This window comes from Pseudomonas jessenii (assembly GCF_002236115.1).
Lineage (GTDB): Bacteria > Pseudomonadota > Gammaproteobacteria > Pseudomonadales > Pseudomonadaceae > Aquipseudomonas > Aquipseudomonas jessenii.
The window spans coordinates 184,586-200,654 of sequence record NZ_NIWT01000004.1 but is presented as its reverse complement, the minus strand read 5'-3'; the positions used below and the strand labels follow the sequence as shown (position 1 = coordinate 200,654).

Annotated in this window: 17 protein-coding genes and 1 pseudogene; 12 read left to right on the top strand and 6 right to left on the bottom strand. The window is 61.1% G+C overall.

The window, feature by feature from the left end; translation table 11 throughout:
- Positions 1-48 precede the first annotated feature (48 nt).
- The 7 genes from PSJE_RS14025 (at position 49) to PSJE_RS13995 (ending at position 4,678) form a co-directional block, all read left to right on the top strand.
- Positions 49-618: an antibiotic biosynthesis monooxygenase gene (locus tag PSJE_RS14025; protein ID WP_090453113.1), complete on the top strand. Its 570-nt coding sequence runs from the start codon at positions 49-51 to the stop codon at positions 616-618.
- A 171-nt stretch (positions 619-789) separates the two neighbouring features.
- Positions 790-1,500, top strand: a complete 711-nt coding sequence (gene folM, locus PSJE_RS14020; protein WP_090453111.1) for a dihydromonapterin reductase — start codon at positions 790-792, stop codon at positions 1,498-1,500.
- Positions 1,501-1,519: 19 nt separating this feature from the next.
- Positions 1,520-2,080: a GTP cyclohydrolase I FolE gene (gene folE / locus PSJE_RS14015; RefSeq protein ID WP_008046221.1), complete on the top strand. Its 561-nt coding sequence runs from the start codon at positions 1,520-1,522 to the stop codon at positions 2,078-2,080.
- Positions 2,081-2,082: 2 nt separating this feature from the next.
- Positions 2,083-2,454, top strand: a complete 372-nt coding sequence (gene folX / locus PSJE_RS14010) for a dihydroneopterin triphosphate 2'-epimerase (protein ID WP_007970304.1) — start codon at positions 2,083-2,085, stop codon at positions 2,452-2,454.
- A 97-nt stretch (positions 2,455-2,551) separates the two neighbouring features.
- Positions 2,552-2,848 carry a DUF1244 domain-containing protein gene (locus PSJE_RS14005; protein WP_046040093.1) on the top strand — a complete coding sequence of 99 codons (297 nt, stop codon included), beginning with the start codon at positions 2,552-2,554 and terminating at the stop codon, positions 2,846-2,848.
- On the top strand, positions 2,841-3,179 hold the full coding sequence (locus PSJE_RS14000) for a HopJ type III effector protein (RefSeq protein WP_057716401.1): 339 nt from the start codon (positions 2,841-2,843) through the stop codon (positions 3,177-3,179). The genes PSJE_RS14005 and PSJE_RS14000 overlap by 8 nt, the downstream gene beginning before the upstream one ends.
- Positions 3,180-3,427: 248 nt before the next feature.
- A complete protein-coding gene (locus PSJE_RS13995) occupies positions 3,428-4,678 on the top strand; it encodes a 2-aminoadipate transaminase (protein WP_090453109.1) in 1,251 nt (416 codons plus the stop codon).
- Positions 4,679-4,680: 2 nt separating this feature from the next.
- Here PSJE_RS13995 and PSJE_RS31635 read toward each other — a convergent pair.
- Positions 4,681-4,770: pseudogene (locus tag PSJE_RS31635) on the bottom strand (outer membrane lipoprotein carrier protein LolA); the annotation flags it as partial.
- A gap of 87 nt (positions 4,771-4,857) precedes the next feature.
- Positions 4,858-5,814 (bottom strand): thioredoxin-disulfide reductase, encoded by a 957-nt coding sequence (gene trxB, locus PSJE_RS13990; protein WP_057716403.1) that lies wholly within the window; start codon positions 5,812-5,814, stop codon positions 4,858-4,860.
- A gap of 314 nt (positions 5,815-6,128) precedes the next feature.
- Here trxB and cysZ point away from each other — a divergent pair, with 314 nt between their 5' ends.
- Together cysZ and PSJE_RS13980 are read left to right on the top strand one after the other, a co-directional pair.
- The gene (gene cysZ, locus PSJE_RS13985) at positions 6,129-6,881 is read left to right on the top strand and encodes a sulfate transporter CysZ (RefSeq protein ID WP_057716404.1); all 753 of its coding nucleotides are present in this window, start codon (positions 6,129-6,131) and stop codon (positions 6,879-6,881) included.
- Positions 6,882-6,917: 36 nt separating this feature from the next.
- Positions 6,918-8,117: a glycosyltransferase family 4 protein gene (locus PSJE_RS13980; protein ID WP_090453107.1), complete on the top strand. Its 1,200-nt coding sequence runs from the start codon at positions 6,918-6,920 to the stop codon at positions 8,115-8,117.
- Between the two features lie 115 nt (positions 8,118-8,232).
- Here PSJE_RS13980 and PSJE_RS13975 read toward each other — a convergent pair whose 3' ends face one another.
- The 3 genes from PSJE_RS13975 to PSJE_RS13965 all read right to left on the bottom strand — a co-directional run bounded on the left by PSJE_RS13975 (position 8,233) and on the right by PSJE_RS13965 (position 10,624).
- Positions 8,233-9,336: an NADH:flavin oxidoreductase gene (locus PSJE_RS13975; RefSeq protein WP_090453105.1), complete on the bottom strand. Its 1,104-nt coding sequence runs from the start codon at positions 9,334-9,336 to the stop codon at positions 8,233-8,235.
- Positions 9,337-9,533: 197 nt separating this feature from the next.
- Complete coding sequence (locus PSJE_RS13970) at positions 9,534-10,016, bottom strand: glutathione peroxidase (protein ID WP_056728393.1); 483 nt, start codon at positions 10,014-10,016, stop codon at positions 9,534-9,536.
- Between the two features lie 122 nt (positions 10,017-10,138).
- A complete protein-coding gene (locus PSJE_RS13965) occupies positions 10,139-10,624 on the bottom strand; it encodes an FKBP-type peptidyl-prolyl cis-trans isomerase (RefSeq protein WP_007942189.1) in 486 nt (161 codons plus the stop codon).
- On the opposite strand from PSJE_RS13965, the gene PSJE_RS13960 reads away from it, so the two are divergent.
- Genes PSJE_RS13960 through PSJE_RS13950 form a run of 3 tightly spaced genes read left to right on the top strand, consistent with a single transcriptional unit; the run spans position 10,593 to position 13,985 of the window.
- On the top strand, positions 10,593-10,919 hold the full coding sequence (locus PSJE_RS13960; RefSeq protein WP_057716672.1) for a DUF3565 domain-containing protein: 327 nt from the start codon (positions 10,593-10,595) through the stop codon (positions 10,917-10,919). The genes PSJE_RS13965 and PSJE_RS13960 overlap by 32 nt on opposite strands.
- Before the next feature lie 60 nt (positions 10,920-10,979).
- A complete protein-coding gene (pta, locus tag PSJE_RS13955) occupies positions 10,980-13,079 on the top strand; it encodes a phosphate acetyltransferase (RefSeq protein WP_090453103.1) in 2,100 nt (699 codons plus the stop codon).
- On the top strand, positions 13,080-13,985 hold the full coding sequence (locus PSJE_RS13950; RefSeq protein ID WP_090453101.1) for an acyltransferase: 906 nt from the start codon (positions 13,080-13,082) through the stop codon (positions 13,983-13,985). It abuts the gene before it with no gap.
- 183 nt (positions 13,986-14,168) lie between these two features.
- On the opposite strand, the gene cysN is transcribed toward PSJE_RS13950, so the two are convergent.
- The gene (cysN, locus tag PSJE_RS13945; protein ID WP_090453099.1) at positions 14,169-16,067 is read right to left on the bottom strand and encodes a sulfate adenylyltransferase subunit CysN; all 1,899 of its coding nucleotides are present in this window, start codon (positions 16,065-16,067) and stop codon (positions 14,169-14,171) included.
- Positions 16,068-16,069: the final 2 nt, after the last annotated feature.

The window sequence follows — 16,069 nt, the reverse complement described above, 5'->3', positions numbered from 1 at the left end:
GGCGAAGTTCCTATCCGGAGCGACGCAAATGCCTTACGGAGATACACAATGTCTAGCCCTCCCGTCACGCTGATGGTTGCGCGCCGCGTTGCCAATGGACGCTACCAGGACCTGATCGCCTGGCTGCGCGAAGGCGAACAATTGGCCACCGATTTTCCCGGTTATCTCGGCTCCGGTGTGCTCGCTCCGCCGCCCGGCGATGACGAATTCCAGATCATTTTCCGCTTCGCCGACGAGCAGACCCTGCACGCCTGGGAACATTCCGCTTCGCGCAGCGCATGGCTCGGACGTGGCGGCGACCTGTTCGCCCACCCGACAGAACACCGGGTCAGCGGCATCGAGGGCTGGTTCGGTGCCGTCGGTCAACGCCCGCCACGCTGGAAACAGGCCGTGGCGATCTGGCTGGCGTTCTTTCCGGTCTCGCTGCTGTTCAACTTTGTGCTGGGGCCGCTGTTGAGTGACATGAGCCTGCTGCCGCGGGTGTTCATCAGCACCCTGTGCCTGACGCCGCTGATGGTTTACCTGTTCATTCCATTGTCGACCCGTTTGCTGGCCGGCTGGCTGAACAGCACGCCGGCACGCCCATTGCGTGCCGAACCCTCCACACAGAATCATTGATCCCTCCTGTGGGAGCGAGCTTGCTTGCGATGAGGGCGTGTCAGTCAACATATGTGTCGTCTGACAGTCCGCAATCGCGAGCAAGCTCGCTCCCACACTTGTTTCCCTCGCAATAGGTAGAGCGCTCCCGTCGCTGGTATAGTTTTGCTCTCACCGCGATGCGAGCCGTTCATGACTTCTTCCGCAGCCCCTGTCCTCATTACCGGTGCCGGCCAGCGTGTCGGCCTGCACTGCGCCCGGCGATTGCTGGAAGATGGCCATCGGGTGATTTTCAGCTACCGCAGCGAGCGCCCCGGCGTACAAGCCCTGCGCGACCTGGGGGCCACCGCGGTGTTCGCGGACTTCGCCAGCGAGGCCGGGATCTTCGCCTTCATCAACGAGCTGAAAACCCATACCGACAGCCTGCGGGCAATCGTCCACAACGCTTCCGAATGGCTGGCTGAAACGCCGGACACCGACGCCGCGGCATTCACCCGCATGTTCAGCGTGCACATGCTGGCGCCCTACCTGATCAACCTGCATTGCGCCGACCTGCTGCAACGCTCGAGCCCCGCCGACATCGTGCACATCAGCGATGACGTGACCCGCAAGGGCAGCAGCAGGCACATCGGCTATTGCGCCAGCAAAGCCGGGCTCGACAGCCTGACCCTGTCCTTCGCCGCCCGGTACGCGCCGGCCATCAAGGTCAACGGGATCGCGCCGGCCCTGCTACTGTTCAACCCTGAAGACGACGCGGCCTACCGCGCCAAGGCGCTGGCCAAGTCCGCGCTGGGCATCGAACCCGGTTGCGAAGTGATCTACCAGAGCCTGCGCTATCTGCTCGACAACCCTTATGTCACCGGCACCACCCTGACCGTCAATGGCGGAAGGCACATCAAATAGTGTCCCGCGAGGATTTTCCATGACGTTATCCCTGCCCCAGAATTATCGAGAGATCCTCATCGGTCTCGGTGAAAACCCCGACCGCGAGGGCTTGCTCGATACGCCGACGCGTGCAGCCAAAGCCATGCAGTACCTTTGCCATGGCTATGAGCAAAGTGTCGAAGAGATCGTCAATGGCGCGCTGTTCGCCTCCGACAACGATGAAATGGTCATCGTCGACAACATCGAGCTGTACTCGCTGTGCGAACACCACATACTGCCCTTCATCGGCAAGGCGCATGTGGCTTATATTCCAACCGGCAAGGTGCTGGGCCTGTCGAAGATCGCGCGGCTGGTGGACATGTTCGCCCGGCGCCTGCAAATCCAGGAAAACCTCACCCGGCAAATCGCCGACGCGGTGCAGCAAGTGACCGGCGCGGCCGGCGTCGCAGTGGTCATCGAGGCGCAGCACATGTGCATGATGATGCGCGGCGTCGAGAAACAGAATTCGACCATGAACACCTCGGTGATGCTCGGTGCCTTCCGCGAGTCGAGCAATACCCGCCAGGAGTTCCTGCAATTGATTGGACGGAGCAAGTAGCAATGCCACAACTTCAGCCAGGTATGGCACGCATCCGGGTCAAAGACCTGTGCCTGCGTACCTTCATCGGCATCAACGAGGATGAAATCCTCAACAAGCAGGATGTGCTGATCAACCTCACCATTCTGTACGCAGCCCAGGAAGCGGTACGGGACAACGACATCGATCACGCGTTGAACTACCGGACCATTACCAAGGCAATCATCGCCCATGTGGAAGGCAACCGCTTTGCGCTGCTCGAACGTCTGACCCAGGAAATTCTCGACCTGGTGATGGCCAACGCATCGGTGCTGTACGCCGAGGTCGAGGTCGACAAGCCCCACGCGCTGCGATTCGCCGAGTCGGTGTCTATAACACTCGCGGCAAGCCGCTGAGCTTCAAGCCTCAAGCCGCAAGCGGTAGACTTCAAGCCACCGCCATCCAACTTGCAGCTTCAAGCGTGCCGCTTGAAGCTGTCTCGAAGAGACCGCCATGACCGATCAACAACGCCTGGAACTCGAAGCCGCCGCCTTTCGTCGGCTGGTGGCCCACCTGGACAGCCGCAAGGATGTGCAGAACATCGACCTGATGAACCTCTCGGGCTTTTGCCGCAACTGCCTGTCCAAGTGGTACAAGGCCGCGGCCGACGACCGCCAGATCGAGGTCAGCCTCGACGAAGCCCGCGAAGTGGTTTACGGCATGCCGTACGCCGAATGGAAAGCCCAATATCAGCAAGAAGCCAGCGCCGACCAGCAAGCGGCGTTCGCCAAAGGAAAACCCAATGAGTGATTTGAACACCCTGCGCGCCAGCCTCAAGACCGGCGAACACGCCTTCGCCGACACCCTTGCGTTCATTGCCGCCGGTTACGACTACCAGCCTCAGGCCTTCAACAACGGTGGTGTGGAAAACGCGGCCGGGCAGAACGAAGGCTCGTGCAAGACCCTGGGCCTGGCGCTGCTCGAAGGCTTGAGCGATGAAGAAGCCCTGCTGGCTTTCGGCGAGCATTACCGCTCGGTGCTGGCAACGCCGGAAGGCAGCGACCACGGCAACATCCGCGCGCTGATTGCCCACGGCCTGGCCGGTGTGAAGTTCTCTCAGCAACCGCTGACTCGCCGCTGATTCAAATTGTAGGAGCGAGCCCGCTCGCGATGGACTGAAGAACGCCACGGGGTGTCAGGCTCCCAGCGTCATCGTTCACCACCATCGCGAGCAAGCTCGCTCCTACAGGTTTTGTGTTCATGGCGCGCAATTGATCACAAGCACAACCCGACTTTTAAGATTGACCCGGCAACTTTATTTCGTTTGCCCCGTACCACCGCTCACGGCTTAGATAAAAAGAAGTCCTCCTTCTTCCGAGCCGGTCATTCATGCGCAGCGAAACCATCAGCCAGTCGATCAACATCGTTCACCCTGTCACGCTCAGCCATGGCAAGAATGCCGAGGTCTGGGACACCGATGGCAAACGCTACATCGACTTTGTCGGCGGCATCGGTGTGTTGAACCTCGGCCATTGCCATCCGCGCATCGTCGAAGCCATTCGCGAACAAGCCACCCGTCTGACCCACTACGCGTTCAACGCTGCGCCCCATGAGCCTTACCTCGAACTGATGGATTGCCTCAGCGCATTCATGCCTGTGGCTTACCCGGTCAGCGGCATGCTCACCAACAGCGGCGCGGAAGCGGCGGAAAACGCCCTGAAGATCGTCCGTGGCGCCACCGGCCGCAGCGCGGTCATCGCCTTCGACGGCGCTTTCCACGGCCGCACACTGGCCACCCTCAACCTCAATGGCAAAGTCGCGCCGTACAAACAGAAAGTCGGCGTGCTGCCGGGGCCGGTGTTTCACCTGCCCTTCCCCAGCCGGGACAACGGCGTCACCTGTGGCGAGGCCCTCAAGGCCATGGAGCGCCTGTTCAGCGTCGAGATCGATGTCGAAGACGTCGCCTGCTTTATCGTCGAACCGGTGCAGGGTGAAGCGGGGTTCCTGGCCATGGACGTCGAGTTCGCCCAGGCGCTGCGCAAGTTCTGCGACGACAAGGGCATTGTGCTGATCGCCGATGAAATCCAGTCCGGTTTCGGCCGTACCGGGGAGCGTTTCGCCTTCTCGCGGCTGGGCATCGAGCCCGATCTGATTCTGCTCGGCAAAAGCATCGCCGGCGGCGTGCCGCTGGGTGCGGTGGTCGGGCGCAAGTCACTGCTCGACAATTTGCCCAAGGGCGGACTCGGTGGCACTTACTCCGGCAATCCCATCGCCTGTGCAGCGGCACTGGCAACCCTGGACGAAATGACCGATGCCAACCTGCATGCCTGGAGCACCCAACAGGAAGAAGCGATTGTCGGTCGCCATGCAACCTGGCGCGCGAACAACCTGACGCCGTACCTGGGACGCCTGACCGGCGTCGGCGCCATGCGTGGTATCGAGTTGATCAACGCCGATGGCTCGCCCGCACCGACACAATTGACCCAACTGCTGGCCCTGGCGCGCGATGCCGGTTTGCTGCTGATGCCGAGCGGCAAGTCGCGGCACATCATTCGCTTGCTGGCGCCGCTGACCATCGAGGCTGCGGTGCTGGAGGAAGGGCTGGATATCCTTGAGGCGTGTCTGAAGAAATTGGCCTGATCCACAGCGCCCACTGTAGGAGCGAGCATGCTCGCGAAGAACCTGAGGGCCCTGCGGGGTGTCAGGCTCCCAGCGTTATCGTTGACGACCATCGCGAGCGCGCTCGCTCCTACAGGGACATGTGTATTTTCCGAAGGCACAAAAAAACCGGCCGAAGCCGGTTTTTCGTTTCTACAGAATCAAGCGTTCTGCAGATTATCCAGGTAACGCTCGGCATCCAGTGCCGCCATGCAACCTGCGCCAGCCGAGGTGATGGCCTGACGGTACACGTGGTCTGCCACGTCACCAGCGGCGAAGATACCTTCGAGGCTGGTGGCAGTGGCGTTGCCGTCACGGCCGCCCTGCACAACCAGGTAGCCGTCTTTGAGGGTCAACTGGCCTTCGAACAGCGAAGTGTTCGGGGTGTGGCCGATGGCGATGAACACGCCGTCGACTTTCACTTCGTCGAAGCTGCCGTCGTTGTTCTTCAGGCGAGCACCGGTCACGCCCATGTTGTCGCCCAGCACTTCGTCCAGGGTCGCGTTCAGCTTCAGCTCGATCTTGCCTTCGGCGACACGGGCGTTCAGCTTGTCGATCAGGATCTTCTCGGCGCGGAAGGTTTCGCGACGGTGGATCAGGGTGACTTTGCTGGCGATGTTGGCCAGGTACAGGGCTTCTTCGACAGCGGTGTTGCCGCCGCCGACCACGGCCACCGGCTTGTTGCGATAGAAGAAACCGTCGCAGGTTGCGCAGGCGGAAACGCCTTTGCCCATGAAGGTTTCTTCCGATGGCAGGCCCAGGTAACGAGCGCTGGCGCCGGTGGCGATGATCAGGGCGTCACAGGTGTAAGTCGCGCTGTCGCCGGTCAGGGTGTATGGCTTGGCGGCGAAGTCGACGGCATTGATGTGATCGAAAACGATCTCGGTTTCAAAGCGCTCGGCGTGCTCGCGCATCCGCTCCATCAGCGCCGGGCCGGTCAGGCCGTGGACGTCGCCCGGCCAGTTGTCGACTTCGGTGGTGGTGGTCAGTTGACCGCCGGCCTGCATGCCGGTGATCAGCAGTGGCTTGAGGTTGGCACGGGCGGCATAGACCGCGGCGCTGTAACCGGCAGGGCCGGAACCGAGAATAATCACTCGCGAATGACGGACTTCAGACATGACCTGCTCCTGTTGACCGGCCCGGATTACCTGGCACGGAACGCCGGATTGCCGGCTGGAATAAAAAAGAACGGTTGAAAGCACTTGGGGAAGGCTTGACCCGACCGTCCTGTAAAAAGATTGGGTGCAGCGTATCGAGGGGGCGAAGATTAAGGAAATACGGTTTAACAATCCAGCTCATAGGTGGTCTCTATGGCATCTGACCGACGATATCGACGTCTTTGTTACAGTGAATGTCGATACCGCCACCGCGCTTTCGCCTGCAAGGCAAAGCCGGTAAGGTCGGCGCGTTTTCCCTCTGCTCGGAGCACCTTATGCCCGCCCCTGTACTGTCCGGCCCGCAATACCTGCGCGAAGGCCTCAAGCTGGTGTTGAGCCCCAGCCTGCGTTTGTTTGTGCTGTTGCCGTTGGCAATCAACCTGGTGCTGTTCGTCGGATTGATCTACCTGGCCAGCCATCAATTCAGCCTGTGGGTCGACACCTTGATGCCATCGCTGCCCGACTGGCTGAGTTTTCTCAGCTACATCCTCTGGCCATTGTTCGTGGTGCTGGTGGTGTTGATGGTGTTCTTCACCTTCACCATGCTCGCCAACGTCATTGCCGCGCCGTTCAACGGCTTCCTCGCGGAGAAAGTCGAAGTGGTGGTGCGCGGCACCGATGATTTTCCGGCCTTCAGTTGGGGCGAGTTGATCGCCATGATTCCGCGTACCCTGGCCCGGGAAATGCGCAAGCTTGGCTATTTTCTGCCCCGGGCGATCGGGTTGTTCATCCTCTCGTTCATCCCGGTGGTGAACATCATCGCCGCGCCGCTGTGGCTGTTGTTCGGTGTGTGGATGATGGCGATCCAGTACATCGACTACCCGGCGGACAACCACAAGCTGGGCTGGAACGAGATGCTCGCCTGGCTGCGCGAGAAGCGCTGGCAGAGCATGAGCTTCGGCGGCAGCGTGTACCTGGTGCTGCTGATCCCTGTGGTGAACATCCTGATGATGCCGGCTGCCGTGGCCGGGGCGACGCTGTTCTGGGTGCGTGAGCGCGGGGCAGAAAACCTGGTAACCCAGCGCTGAGTCACAAATCCATCATCCCGACGTCACACTGACGACATGGCCCCAGCCGACACTGGGGTCATGACGACAGCTCTGCATATCACCCTGATCACCGAAACCTTCCCACCGGAAATCAACGGCGTGGCCAATACCCTTGGTCGCTTGTGCGACGGTTTGCGCGCGCGCGGGCATCAAGTGGAGCTGGTGCGGCCGCGTCAGGGCTGCGACCAGCAACTGGGCAGCGACGATGAATTGCTGCTGTGCCGCGGCTGGCCACTGCCGGGCTATCCCGGCCTGCAATGGGGTCAGTCGTCGATGCACAAGCTGCTGCGGCGCTGGACGCGTCACCGCCCGGATGTGCTCTACATCGCCACCGAGGGCCCGCTGGGGCTCTCTGCGTTGCGTGCGGCACGGCGACTGGGAATTTCCGTGGTCAGCGGTTTCCACACCAATTTCCAACAGTACTCCAACCAGTACGGGCTTGGTTTGCTCACGCGCCTGCTCACTCACTACCTGCGCTGGTTCCACAACCGCTCGACCATGACCCTGGTGCCCAGCGTCAGCCAACGCATGGAACTGGAGCGGCGGCATTTCGAGCGCCTGGCGTTGCTGTCCCGTGGGGTCGACAGCGAATTGTTTCACCCGGCCAAACGCTTGAATGCCCTGCGCGAGCAATGGGGGCTGGCCGAGGCAGACATCGCCGTCATTCATGTCGGACGCCTGGCCCCGGAAAAAAACCTTGGCCTGCTCAAGCGCACCTTCAATACCCTCAAGGCGAGTTATCCCCAGCGCACGCTGAAACTGATCGTGGTCGGCGATGGCCCGCAGCGCCAGGAACTGGAAAACGAAATGCCCGAGGCGATTTTCTGCGGCACCCAACGGGGTGAAGCCCTGGCGTGTCACTACGCGTCGGGCGACGTGTTTCTGTTTCCGAGCCTGACCGAAACCTTTGGCAATGTGGTGCTTGAAGCACTTGCCTCGGGGCTCGGCGTGGTGGCCTACGACCAGGCGGCGGCGGCCCAGCATATTCGTCATGGCTACAACGGCGTACTGGCGATGCCGGGGGATGAAGAAGCGTTCTGCGATGCAGCGGCATGGCTGCTGGAGGAAAGGGAAGCCTTGCGCAATGTCAGGCTCAATGCGCGCCAGCATGCCAGTCGCCAGGGTTGGGCGACGATTATCGAGCAGTTCGAGGGACAGTTGCGCGGGGCCTGTGCCGGGGAGATGGTGGTGCCGAATGCGCCGACTGTGCTCTGATTTTTCAGTGATCTTGAGTCAGTCATCGCGAGCAAGCTCGCTCCTACAGGATTTGTGTACAACGCACACCCTGTGGGAGCGAGCTTGCTCGCGATGAGGCCTTCCCGGTCGCCGCTTAAACCAGCGTCATCAACGCCTCACGACTGAACGGCAGAATGTCTTCCTCACGGCCGTCACGCACTTTCTGCGCCCAGTCCGGGTCCACCAGCAACGCACGACCGACCGCCACCAGGTCGAACTCGTCGTTGTTCAGGCGCTCCAGCAGTTTTTCCAGGCTGGCAGGCTGCGCGACCTTGTCGGTGTTAACCATGAACTGCAGGAACTCGCCGTCCAGGCCGACGCTACCCACGGTGATGGTCGGCTTGCCGGTGAGTTGGCGGGTCCAGCCAGCCAGGTTCAGCTCGGAACCGTCGAACTCCGGCTCCCAGAAGCGGCGGGTCGAACAGTGGAAAATGTCCACGCCCGCGTCGGCCAATGGCTTGAGGAACTCGCCCAAGGCTTCAGGGGTTTGCACCAGACGTGCGGTGTAGTCCTGCTGCTTCCACTGGGAGAAACGGAAAATGATCGGGAAACCTTCACCGACCGCGGCACGCACGGCCTGAATCAACTCAATGGCGAAGCGCGAACGGTTGGCCAGGCTGCCGCCGTATTCGTCGGTACGTTGGTTGCTGCCTTCCCAGAAGAACTGGTCGATCAGGTAACCGTGGGCACCGTGGATTTCCACGCCGTCCATGCCGATGCTCTGGGCATCCCTGGCGGCCTGGGCGAACGCGGCGATCACGTCCTGGATATCCTGTTTGGTCATGCCGTGAACCACGACCTGGCCTTCCTTCAGTTTTTCCGACGGGCCATAACCCGGCACGCTGGCGTCCGGCTCGGTGCCGATCCGGCGCACGCTGCCCACATGCCACAACTGCGGAACGATCTTGCCGCCTTCGGCGTGAACGGCGTCGACGACTTTCTTCCAGCCGGCCAGGGCTGCTTCGCCATAGAAATGCGGAACGTTCGGGTAGCCGTTGGAAGCCTTGTGACCGACGGTGGTGCCTTCGGTGATGATCAGGCCGACGCCGGCTGCGGCGCGGCGACGGTAGTATTCGATCACTTTGGAATTAGGCACGCCACCTGGGGAAAAGGAGCGGGTCATCGGCGCCATGACGACGCGGGTCGGCAGTTCGAGGGTGCCGAGGTGGAACGGTTTGAACAGGGCTTTGACGGGCATGGGACGCTCCACAGAAATGACTTTATGACGGCGATAATATGGAGGTTCGCACTTACTGAACAGCACTATTGATTTGGGTGATGTAGGAGCGAGCTTGCTCGCGATGGTGGTCAACGATAACGCTGGCGGTCTGATGCCCCGCGGTGTTCCTACAACCATCGCGAGCGAGCTCGCTCCTACAGAGGGAGAGGAGGATGTCAGCTCAGCGCTTTTTCTATCGCGTGAACGATGGTCGGATCATCCGGTGCCGTGCGTGGCGAGAACCGAGCCAGTACACGCCCGTCCTTGCCCAGCAGGAACTTCTCGAAGTTCCAGGTGATATCGCCGGGAAATTCCGCGCCCTCTCCCGCCAGCAGGCGATACAACTGATGACGTTCATGCCCGTTGACTTCCAGCTTGCTGGACAACGGAAAGGTCACGCCATAGTTGAGGCTGCAGAAATCCTTGATTTCCTGCTCGGTCCCCGGTTCCTGCCCGGCAAACTGGTTGCACGGCAAGCCCAGGACGCTGAAGCCCTTGGCCTTGAATTGCTGATAGAGATTTTCCAGCGCCGCGTACTGCGGGGTCAGGCCGCATTTGGAGGCGACGTTGACCACCAGTACGACTTGGCCTTTGAAAGGCGCCAGAGGTAGCTCCTGTCCATCCAGGGCTGTCAATTTAAGGTCGTGAAAAGCACTCATGGCGTACTCCAGATTCCCGTGTTCTTCTCGAAACAGCCACTTGGCGGTGTCATCAGGGACGGCCGCAGACTAAAAAGGCGCCCACAAGGCGCCTCTCCAGTTATCTGAGCTTAGCGCAGAAATCAGTGGTGATGGCCACCTTCGCCATGGACGTGACCATGAGCGATTTCTTCCTGGCTGGCGTCACGGATGGCAACGATCTTGACCTGGAAATTCAGGCGCTGACCGGCCAACGGGTGGTTGCCGTCAACGGTGACGTCGTCGCCGTCCAGATCACGGATGGTCACGATCTGCATCTGGCCGTCCGGAGCGGAAGCGTGGAACTGCATGCCCACTTCCAGCTCGTCGACGCCTTCGAACATGCTGCGGCTCAGGGTGCTGACCAGTTCGGCGGCGTATTCGCCGTAAGCGTCTTCCGGTTCAACGGCTACGGTCAGCTCGTCGCCGACAGCCTTGCCTTCCAGAGCCTTTTCCAGGCCCGGGATGATGTTGCCTGCACCTTGCAGGTAGACCAGCGGCGCGCCGCCGGCGGAGCTGTCGATGACCTCACCAGCGTCGTTGGTCAGGGTATAGTCGATGGAGACAGCCTTATTGGCGGCGATCAGCATGGGGCGAGACCTTTTGCATAGGAAAATTGAAAGGCCAAGTTTAGCGAAGCAATCGTCCGAAAGCGAACACAACCCGGACAGACGGGATTCGACGATCACAGGCTTCCATCAGGACGAGGACGGACACTGGGTGGCCGAGCTTTCCTGCGGCCACACCCAGCACCTGCGGCACCAGCCACCCTGGCAATCCCGCGCCTGGGTCATGGACCCTGTGCAACGCCTTGAAAAAATAGGCCAGCCCTTTGCTTGCGGTTGGTGCGCACAGGGCTCGGTTAGCGATAACCTTGGCGACTGAATTTCGGTAGATCGTCAGATATAGATGATCACCTTTGCCATGCTCCTTCAGAGAATCCGCATGCAAACTTTTTTTATCGCGCCCACCGATTTTGGTGTGGGTCTGACCTCCATCAGCCTAGGGCTGGTACGCACCCTTGAGCGGGCCGGGCTCAAGGTCGGTTTTTTCAAACCGATTGCCCAGCCGCATCCGGGCGACACGGGCCCGGAACGTTCCACCGAACTGGTGGCGCGTACCCACGGCTTGAAACCGCCGCAGCCCCTGGGCCTGGCCCATGTCGAGCGCATGCTCGGCGACGGCCAGCTCGATGAGTTGCTCGAAGAAATCATCACCCTTTATCAGCAGGCTGCCATCGGCAAGGACGTGCTGATCGTCGAAGGCATGGTGCCGACCCGCAGCGCCAGTTATGCCGCGCGGGTCAACCTGCACCTGGCCAAGAGCCTCGACGCCGAGGTGATCCTGGTCTCGGCACCGGAAAACGAAGTGCTGACCGAGCTCTCCGGTCGCGTCGAGTTGCAGGCGCAGTTGTTCGGCGGCCCGAAAGACCCGAAAGTCCTCGGTGTGATCCTCAACAAGGTCAAGACCGAAGAAAGCATGGAGGCCTTCGCCACGCGCCTGAAAGAGCATTCGCCGTTGCTGCGCAGTGGTGATTTCCGCTTGCTCGGCTGCATTCCGTTCCAGCCGGAACTGAACGCCCCGCGCACCCGCGACGTCGCCGACCTGATGGGCGCGCAAGTGCTCAACGCCGGTGATTACGAAACCCGGCGCATGACCAAGATCATCATTTGCGCCCGCACCATGCGTAACACCGTGGAGTTGCTCAAGCCCGGCGTGCTGGTGGTGACCCCTGGCGACCGCGACGACATCATCCTCGCCGTCAGCCTTGCGGCCTTGAACGGCGTGCCTCTGGCCGGCCTGCTGCTGACCAGCGACACCCTGCCCGACCCACGCATCATGGACCTGTGCCGTGGCGCCCTGCAGGCTGGTTTGCCGGTGCTGTCGGTGAGTACCGGCTCCTACGACACCGCCAACCTGCTCAATGGCCTGAACAAGGAAATCCCCATCGATGACCGCGAGCGCGCCGAAATCATCACCGATTTCATCGCCGGCCATCTCGATGCCAACTGGCTGCACCAGCGCTGCGGTACGCCACGGGAAATGCGCCTGTCGCCAGCGGTTTTCCGCTATCAATTGATCCAGCGCGCCCAGGCGGCCAACAAGCGCATCGTACTGCCCGAAGGCAGCGAGCCGCTGACCGTGCAGGCCGCCGCGATCTGCCAGGCCCGTGGCATCGCTCGCTGTGTGTTGCTGGCCAAGCCCGAGGACGTGCAGGCCGTCGCCCGTGCCCAGGGCATCGAGTTGCCACCGGGCCTGGAAATCATTGATCCGGACTCGATCCGCGAACGCTATGTCGAGCCGATGGTCGCGCTGCGCAAAAGCAAAAGCCTCAATGCGCCAATGGCCGAGCAACAACTGGAAGACACCGTGGTGATCGGCACCATGATGCTGGCCCTGGATGAAGTCGACGGCCTCGTATCGGGCGTGATCAACACCACCGCCAACACCATCCGCCCGGCCCTGCAGCTGATTAAAACCGCGCCAGGCTGCACCTTGGTGTCGTCGGTGTTCTTCATGCTGTTTCCGGAAGAGGTGCTGGTCTACGGCGACTGCGTGATGAACCCGCACCCGAGCGCCAGTGAACTGGCCGAGATCGCCCTGCAAAGCGCTGATTCGGCCGCCGCGTTCGGCATCACGCCACGGGTGGCGATGATCAGCTACTCCAGCGGCGAGTCGGCCAGCGGCGAAGAAGTCGAGAAGGTCCGCGAGGCAACCCTGCTCGCCCACGAACAACAGCACTCGCTGCTGATCGACGGCCCCTTGCAGTACGACGCCGCCGCCAACGAAAGCGTGGCCCGGCAACTGGCGCCGAACAGTCAGGTGGCCGGTCGTGCCACGGTGTACGTATTCCCCGACCTCAACACCGGCAATACCACGCACAAGGCCGTACAGCGCAGCGCCGACTGCGTCAGCCTCGGGCCGATGCTGCAAGGCCTGCGCAAACCGGTGAACGATTTGCCGCGCGGCGCGCAGGTCGATGACATCGTCTACACCATCGCCCTGACCGCGATTCAAGCCGCCAACCGACCTATGGATGTGTAAATGCTGGATTTCTTACCTGCTGCGCTGCGGGGCGTGATCGCCTCGCTGCTGTTGGCATTGAACACGATTCTGCTCTGCTCGTTCCTGTTCTGCGTGGCACTCGTCAAGGTATTGCCGTTCGCCCTCACCCAGCGCCTCGCGGGCTGGCTGATGAGCCATACCCACGAAGCCTGGATCAGCATCAACAAAGGCTGGATGAACCTGGTGCGCCGCACACGCTGGCACATCAGCGGCCTGCAAGGCCTCGACTATCAGCATTCGTACCTGATCACCAGCAACCACCAGAGCTGGGTCGACATCCTGGTGCTGCAATACGTGCTAAACCGGCGCATTCAGCCGCTGAAGTTCTTTCTCAAGCAGGAGCTGATCTGGGTTCCGGTGATCGGTCTGGCCTGGTGGGCGCTGGGCTTTCCGTTCATGAAGCGTTACTCCAAGGCCTATCTGGAAAAGCACCCGGAGAAGAAAGGCAAGGACCTGGAAACCACCCGCAAGACCTGTGCGAAATTCCGCGACAACCCGGTGGGCATTTTCAACTTCGTCGAAGGCACGCGCTTCACCGAGGGCAAGCACAAGCAACAGCAGTCACCCTTCAAGTACCTGCTCAAGGCCAAGGCCGGCGGCATTGCCTTTGTGCTGGATGCGATGGGTGAGCAGCTTGAATCCCTGGTCAACGTGACCATCCACTACCCCGCCGGGCGCCCGGGTTTCTGGGATTTGCTGTGCGGGAACGTTGCGGACGTGGTGGTGCACTTTGAGGAGCTGAAGATCCCGCCGCAGTTCATCGGCAAGAACTACGACCAGGACGGTGAATACCGCCTGCAGTTTCAGGGCTGGATCAATCAGTTGTGGCTGGACAAGGATGCGTTGCTGGAACAGCTGCACCACGAATTCCCAGGCAAACACTAATCCCCTGTGGGAGCGAGCTTGCTCGCGATTGCGGACTGACATTCAACATTGATGTCGACTGATCCGCCGCTATCGCGAGCAAGCTCGCTCCCACAGGTTTAGTGTTTGTTTTGACTGATTACCAGACACAAAAAAACCCGCCGATGATCACTCATCGACGGGTTTCTTTTTACCGGTCAGCGCTTAGATCGCGCCACGCTCACGCAGCAGACCCAGCACTTGCTTGACGCCTTCCTCCAGCGACACGGACTGGGTGTCGATCACCAGGTCGGCATCCAGCGGCACATCGTACGGGAAGGACTCGCCCGGGATGTTATCCCCGGCCGCCGCGTACAAACCTTGCGGATCACGCTCGGCGCAGACCGTCGGCGAAGCCTGGACGTAGACCGTCAGCAGACGCTCCTTGCCGATCAGTTCCCGGGCCTGTTCACGCCCTTCGGCACTAGGGGCAACGAACGCAGCGAGGGTCAGCAGACCAGCCTCGTTGAACTGACGCGCCACGTGCGCGGCACGACGCCAGTTCTCGGTACGCCCGGCGCGATCCTGTGGCAGACCTTTGTTGAGGTCGTGACGCAGGTTCTGGCCATCGAGCACGAACACCGCACGGCCCAGGTCGAACAGCTTGCGTTCAACCGCATACGCCAGGGTGCTTTTGCCCGCGCCCGACAAGCCGCTGAACAACACGGTGGCCGGTTGCTGGCCGAAGCGCTGTGCACGCTCTTCGGTGGCGACGTGAGCTAGTTTGCCGTGGTGCGTGGAGCTGCCGTGAGCTACAGGCTGGGCGACGATCATGCCCGCGCCAACGGTGCCGTTGGTCAAGCGGTCGATGATGATGAAGGCGCCGGTGGTGCGGTTGCTGTCGTAACCGTCGAGGGCAATCGGCGCATCGAGCGCGATCTTGACCTTGCCGATTTCGTTCAGCTGCAACGCACTGGCCGGACCTTCTTCCAGGGTGTTCACGTCGACCTTGTTGACGATGCTGGCGATGGAGCCAGGCACGTAACTGGTGGCGCGTTTGATGTCGTACTTCTTGCCCGGCAGCATCGGCTCTTCAGCCATCCACACCAGCATCGCTTCGAAGCTGTCGGTGACTGGCGGCACGTTGTCGGCATGTACCAACAGGTCGCCACGGGAAATATCGATTTCGTCTTCCATGGTCAGCGTTACAGCCTGACCAGGACCTGCGTGCTCCAGTTCACCTTCGAAGGTGACGATGGATTTCACGCGGCTGCTCTTGCCCGACGGCAGGACCACGACTTCGTCGCCTTTCTTGACGATGCCACTGGCCAGGGTGCCGGCGAAGCCACGGAAGTTCAGGTTCGGACGGTTGACGTACTGAACCGGGAAACGCAAGTCGGTGAAGTTGCGATCGCCCGCCACTTCCACGGTCTCGAGGATCTCCATCAGCGACTGGCCGGTATACCACGGCGAGCGCTCGGACTTGTTCACCACGTTGTCGCCTTTCAGCGCAGACATCGGCACGAAGTGCATGCTGGTGGGCTTGAGCTTCAAGCCTTCGGCGAACTGCAGGTAGTCGGCCTTGATCGACTCGAACACACCCTGGTCGAAGTCCTTGAGGTCCATCTTGTTGATGGCCACGACTATGTGCTTGATGCCCAGCAACGAGGCGATGAAGCTGTGGCGACGGGTCTGGGTCTGCACGCCGTAACGGGCGTCGACCAGGATGATCGCCAGGTCACAGGTGGAAGCACCGGTGGCCATGTTGCGGGTGTACTGCTCGTGGCCAGGGGTGTCGGCGATGATGAATTTGCGCTTGGCGGTGGAGAAGTAGCGGTACGCGACATCGATGGTGATGCCTTGTTCACGCTCGGCCTGCAGGCCGTCGACCAGCAGCGCCAGGTCGATGTCTTCGCCGGTGGTGCCGACTTTTTTCGAATCGCGGGTAATGGCTTCCAGGTGATCTTCGTAGATCATCTTGGAGTCGTGCAGCAGGCGCCCGATCAGGGTGCTCTTGCCGTCGTCGACGTTACCGCAGGTCAGAAAGCGCAGCAGCTCTTTACGTTCGTGCTGGCCCAGGTAGGCGAGGATGTCCTCGCTGATCAAATCAGATGCGTGCGACATGA

Excerpts from the sequence above, each read along its gene's own strand:
- PSJE_RS14025 (WP_090453113.1), top strand. The coding sequence starts at position 49 with ATGTCTAGCCCTCCCGTCACGCTGATGGTTGCGCGCCGCGTTGCCAAT.
- folM (WP_090453111.1), top strand. The coding sequence starts at position 790 with ATGACTTCTTCCGCAGCCCCTGTCCTCATTACCGGTGCCGGCCAGCGT.
- folE (WP_008046221.1), top strand. The coding sequence starts at position 1,520 with ATGACGTTATCCCTGCCCCAGAATTATCGAGAGATCCTCATCGGTCTC.
- folX (WP_007970304.1), top strand. The coding sequence starts at position 2,083 with ATGCCACAACTTCAGCCAGGTATGGCACGCATCCGGGTCAAAGACCTG.
- PSJE_RS14005 (WP_046040093.1), top strand. The coding sequence starts at position 2,552 with ATGACCGATCAACAACGCCTGGAACTCGAAGCCGCCGCCTTTCGTCGG.
- PSJE_RS14000 (WP_057716401.1), top strand. The coding sequence starts at position 2,841 with ATGAGTGATTTGAACACCCTGCGCGCCAGCCTCAAGACCGGCGAACAC.
- PSJE_RS13995 (WP_090453109.1), top strand. The coding sequence starts at position 3,428 with ATGCGCAGCGAAACCATCAGCCAGTCGATCAACATCGTTCACCCTGTC.
- trxB (WP_057716403.1), bottom strand. The coding sequence starts at position 5,814 with ATGTCTGAAGTCCGTCATTCGCGAGTGATTATTCTCGGTTCCGGCCCT.
- cysZ (WP_057716404.1), top strand. The coding sequence starts at position 6,129 with ATGCCCGCCCCTGTACTGTCCGGCCCGCAATACCTGCGCGAAGGCCTC.
- PSJE_RS13980 (WP_090453107.1), top strand. The coding sequence starts at position 6,918 with ATGGCCCCAGCCGACACTGGGGTCATGACGACAGCTCTGCATATCACC.
- PSJE_RS13975 (WP_090453105.1), bottom strand. The coding sequence starts at position 9,336 with ATGCCCGTCAAAGCCCTGTTCAAACCGTTCCACCTCGGCACCCTCGAA.
- PSJE_RS13970 (WP_056728393.1), bottom strand. The coding sequence starts at position 10,016 with ATGAGTGCTTTTCACGACCTTAAATTGACAGCCCTGGATGGACAGGAG.
- PSJE_RS13960 (WP_057716672.1), top strand. The coding sequence starts at position 10,593 with ATGGAGACAGCCTTATTGGCGGCGATCAGCATGGGGCGAGACCTTTTG.
- PSJE_RS13965 (WP_007942189.1), bottom strand. The coding sequence starts at position 10,624 with ATGCTGATCGCCGCCAATAAGGCTGTCTCCATCGACTATACCCTGACC.
- pta (WP_090453103.1), top strand. The coding sequence starts at position 10,980 with ATGCAAACTTTTTTTATCGCGCCCACCGATTTTGGTGTGGGTCTGACC.
- PSJE_RS13950 (WP_090453101.1), top strand. The coding sequence starts at position 13,080 with ATGCTGGATTTCTTACCTGCTGCGCTGCGGGGCGTGATCGCCTCGCTG.
- cysN (WP_090453099.1), bottom strand. The coding sequence starts at position 16,067 with ATGTCGCACGCATCTGATTTGATCAGCGAGGACATCCTCGCCTACCTG.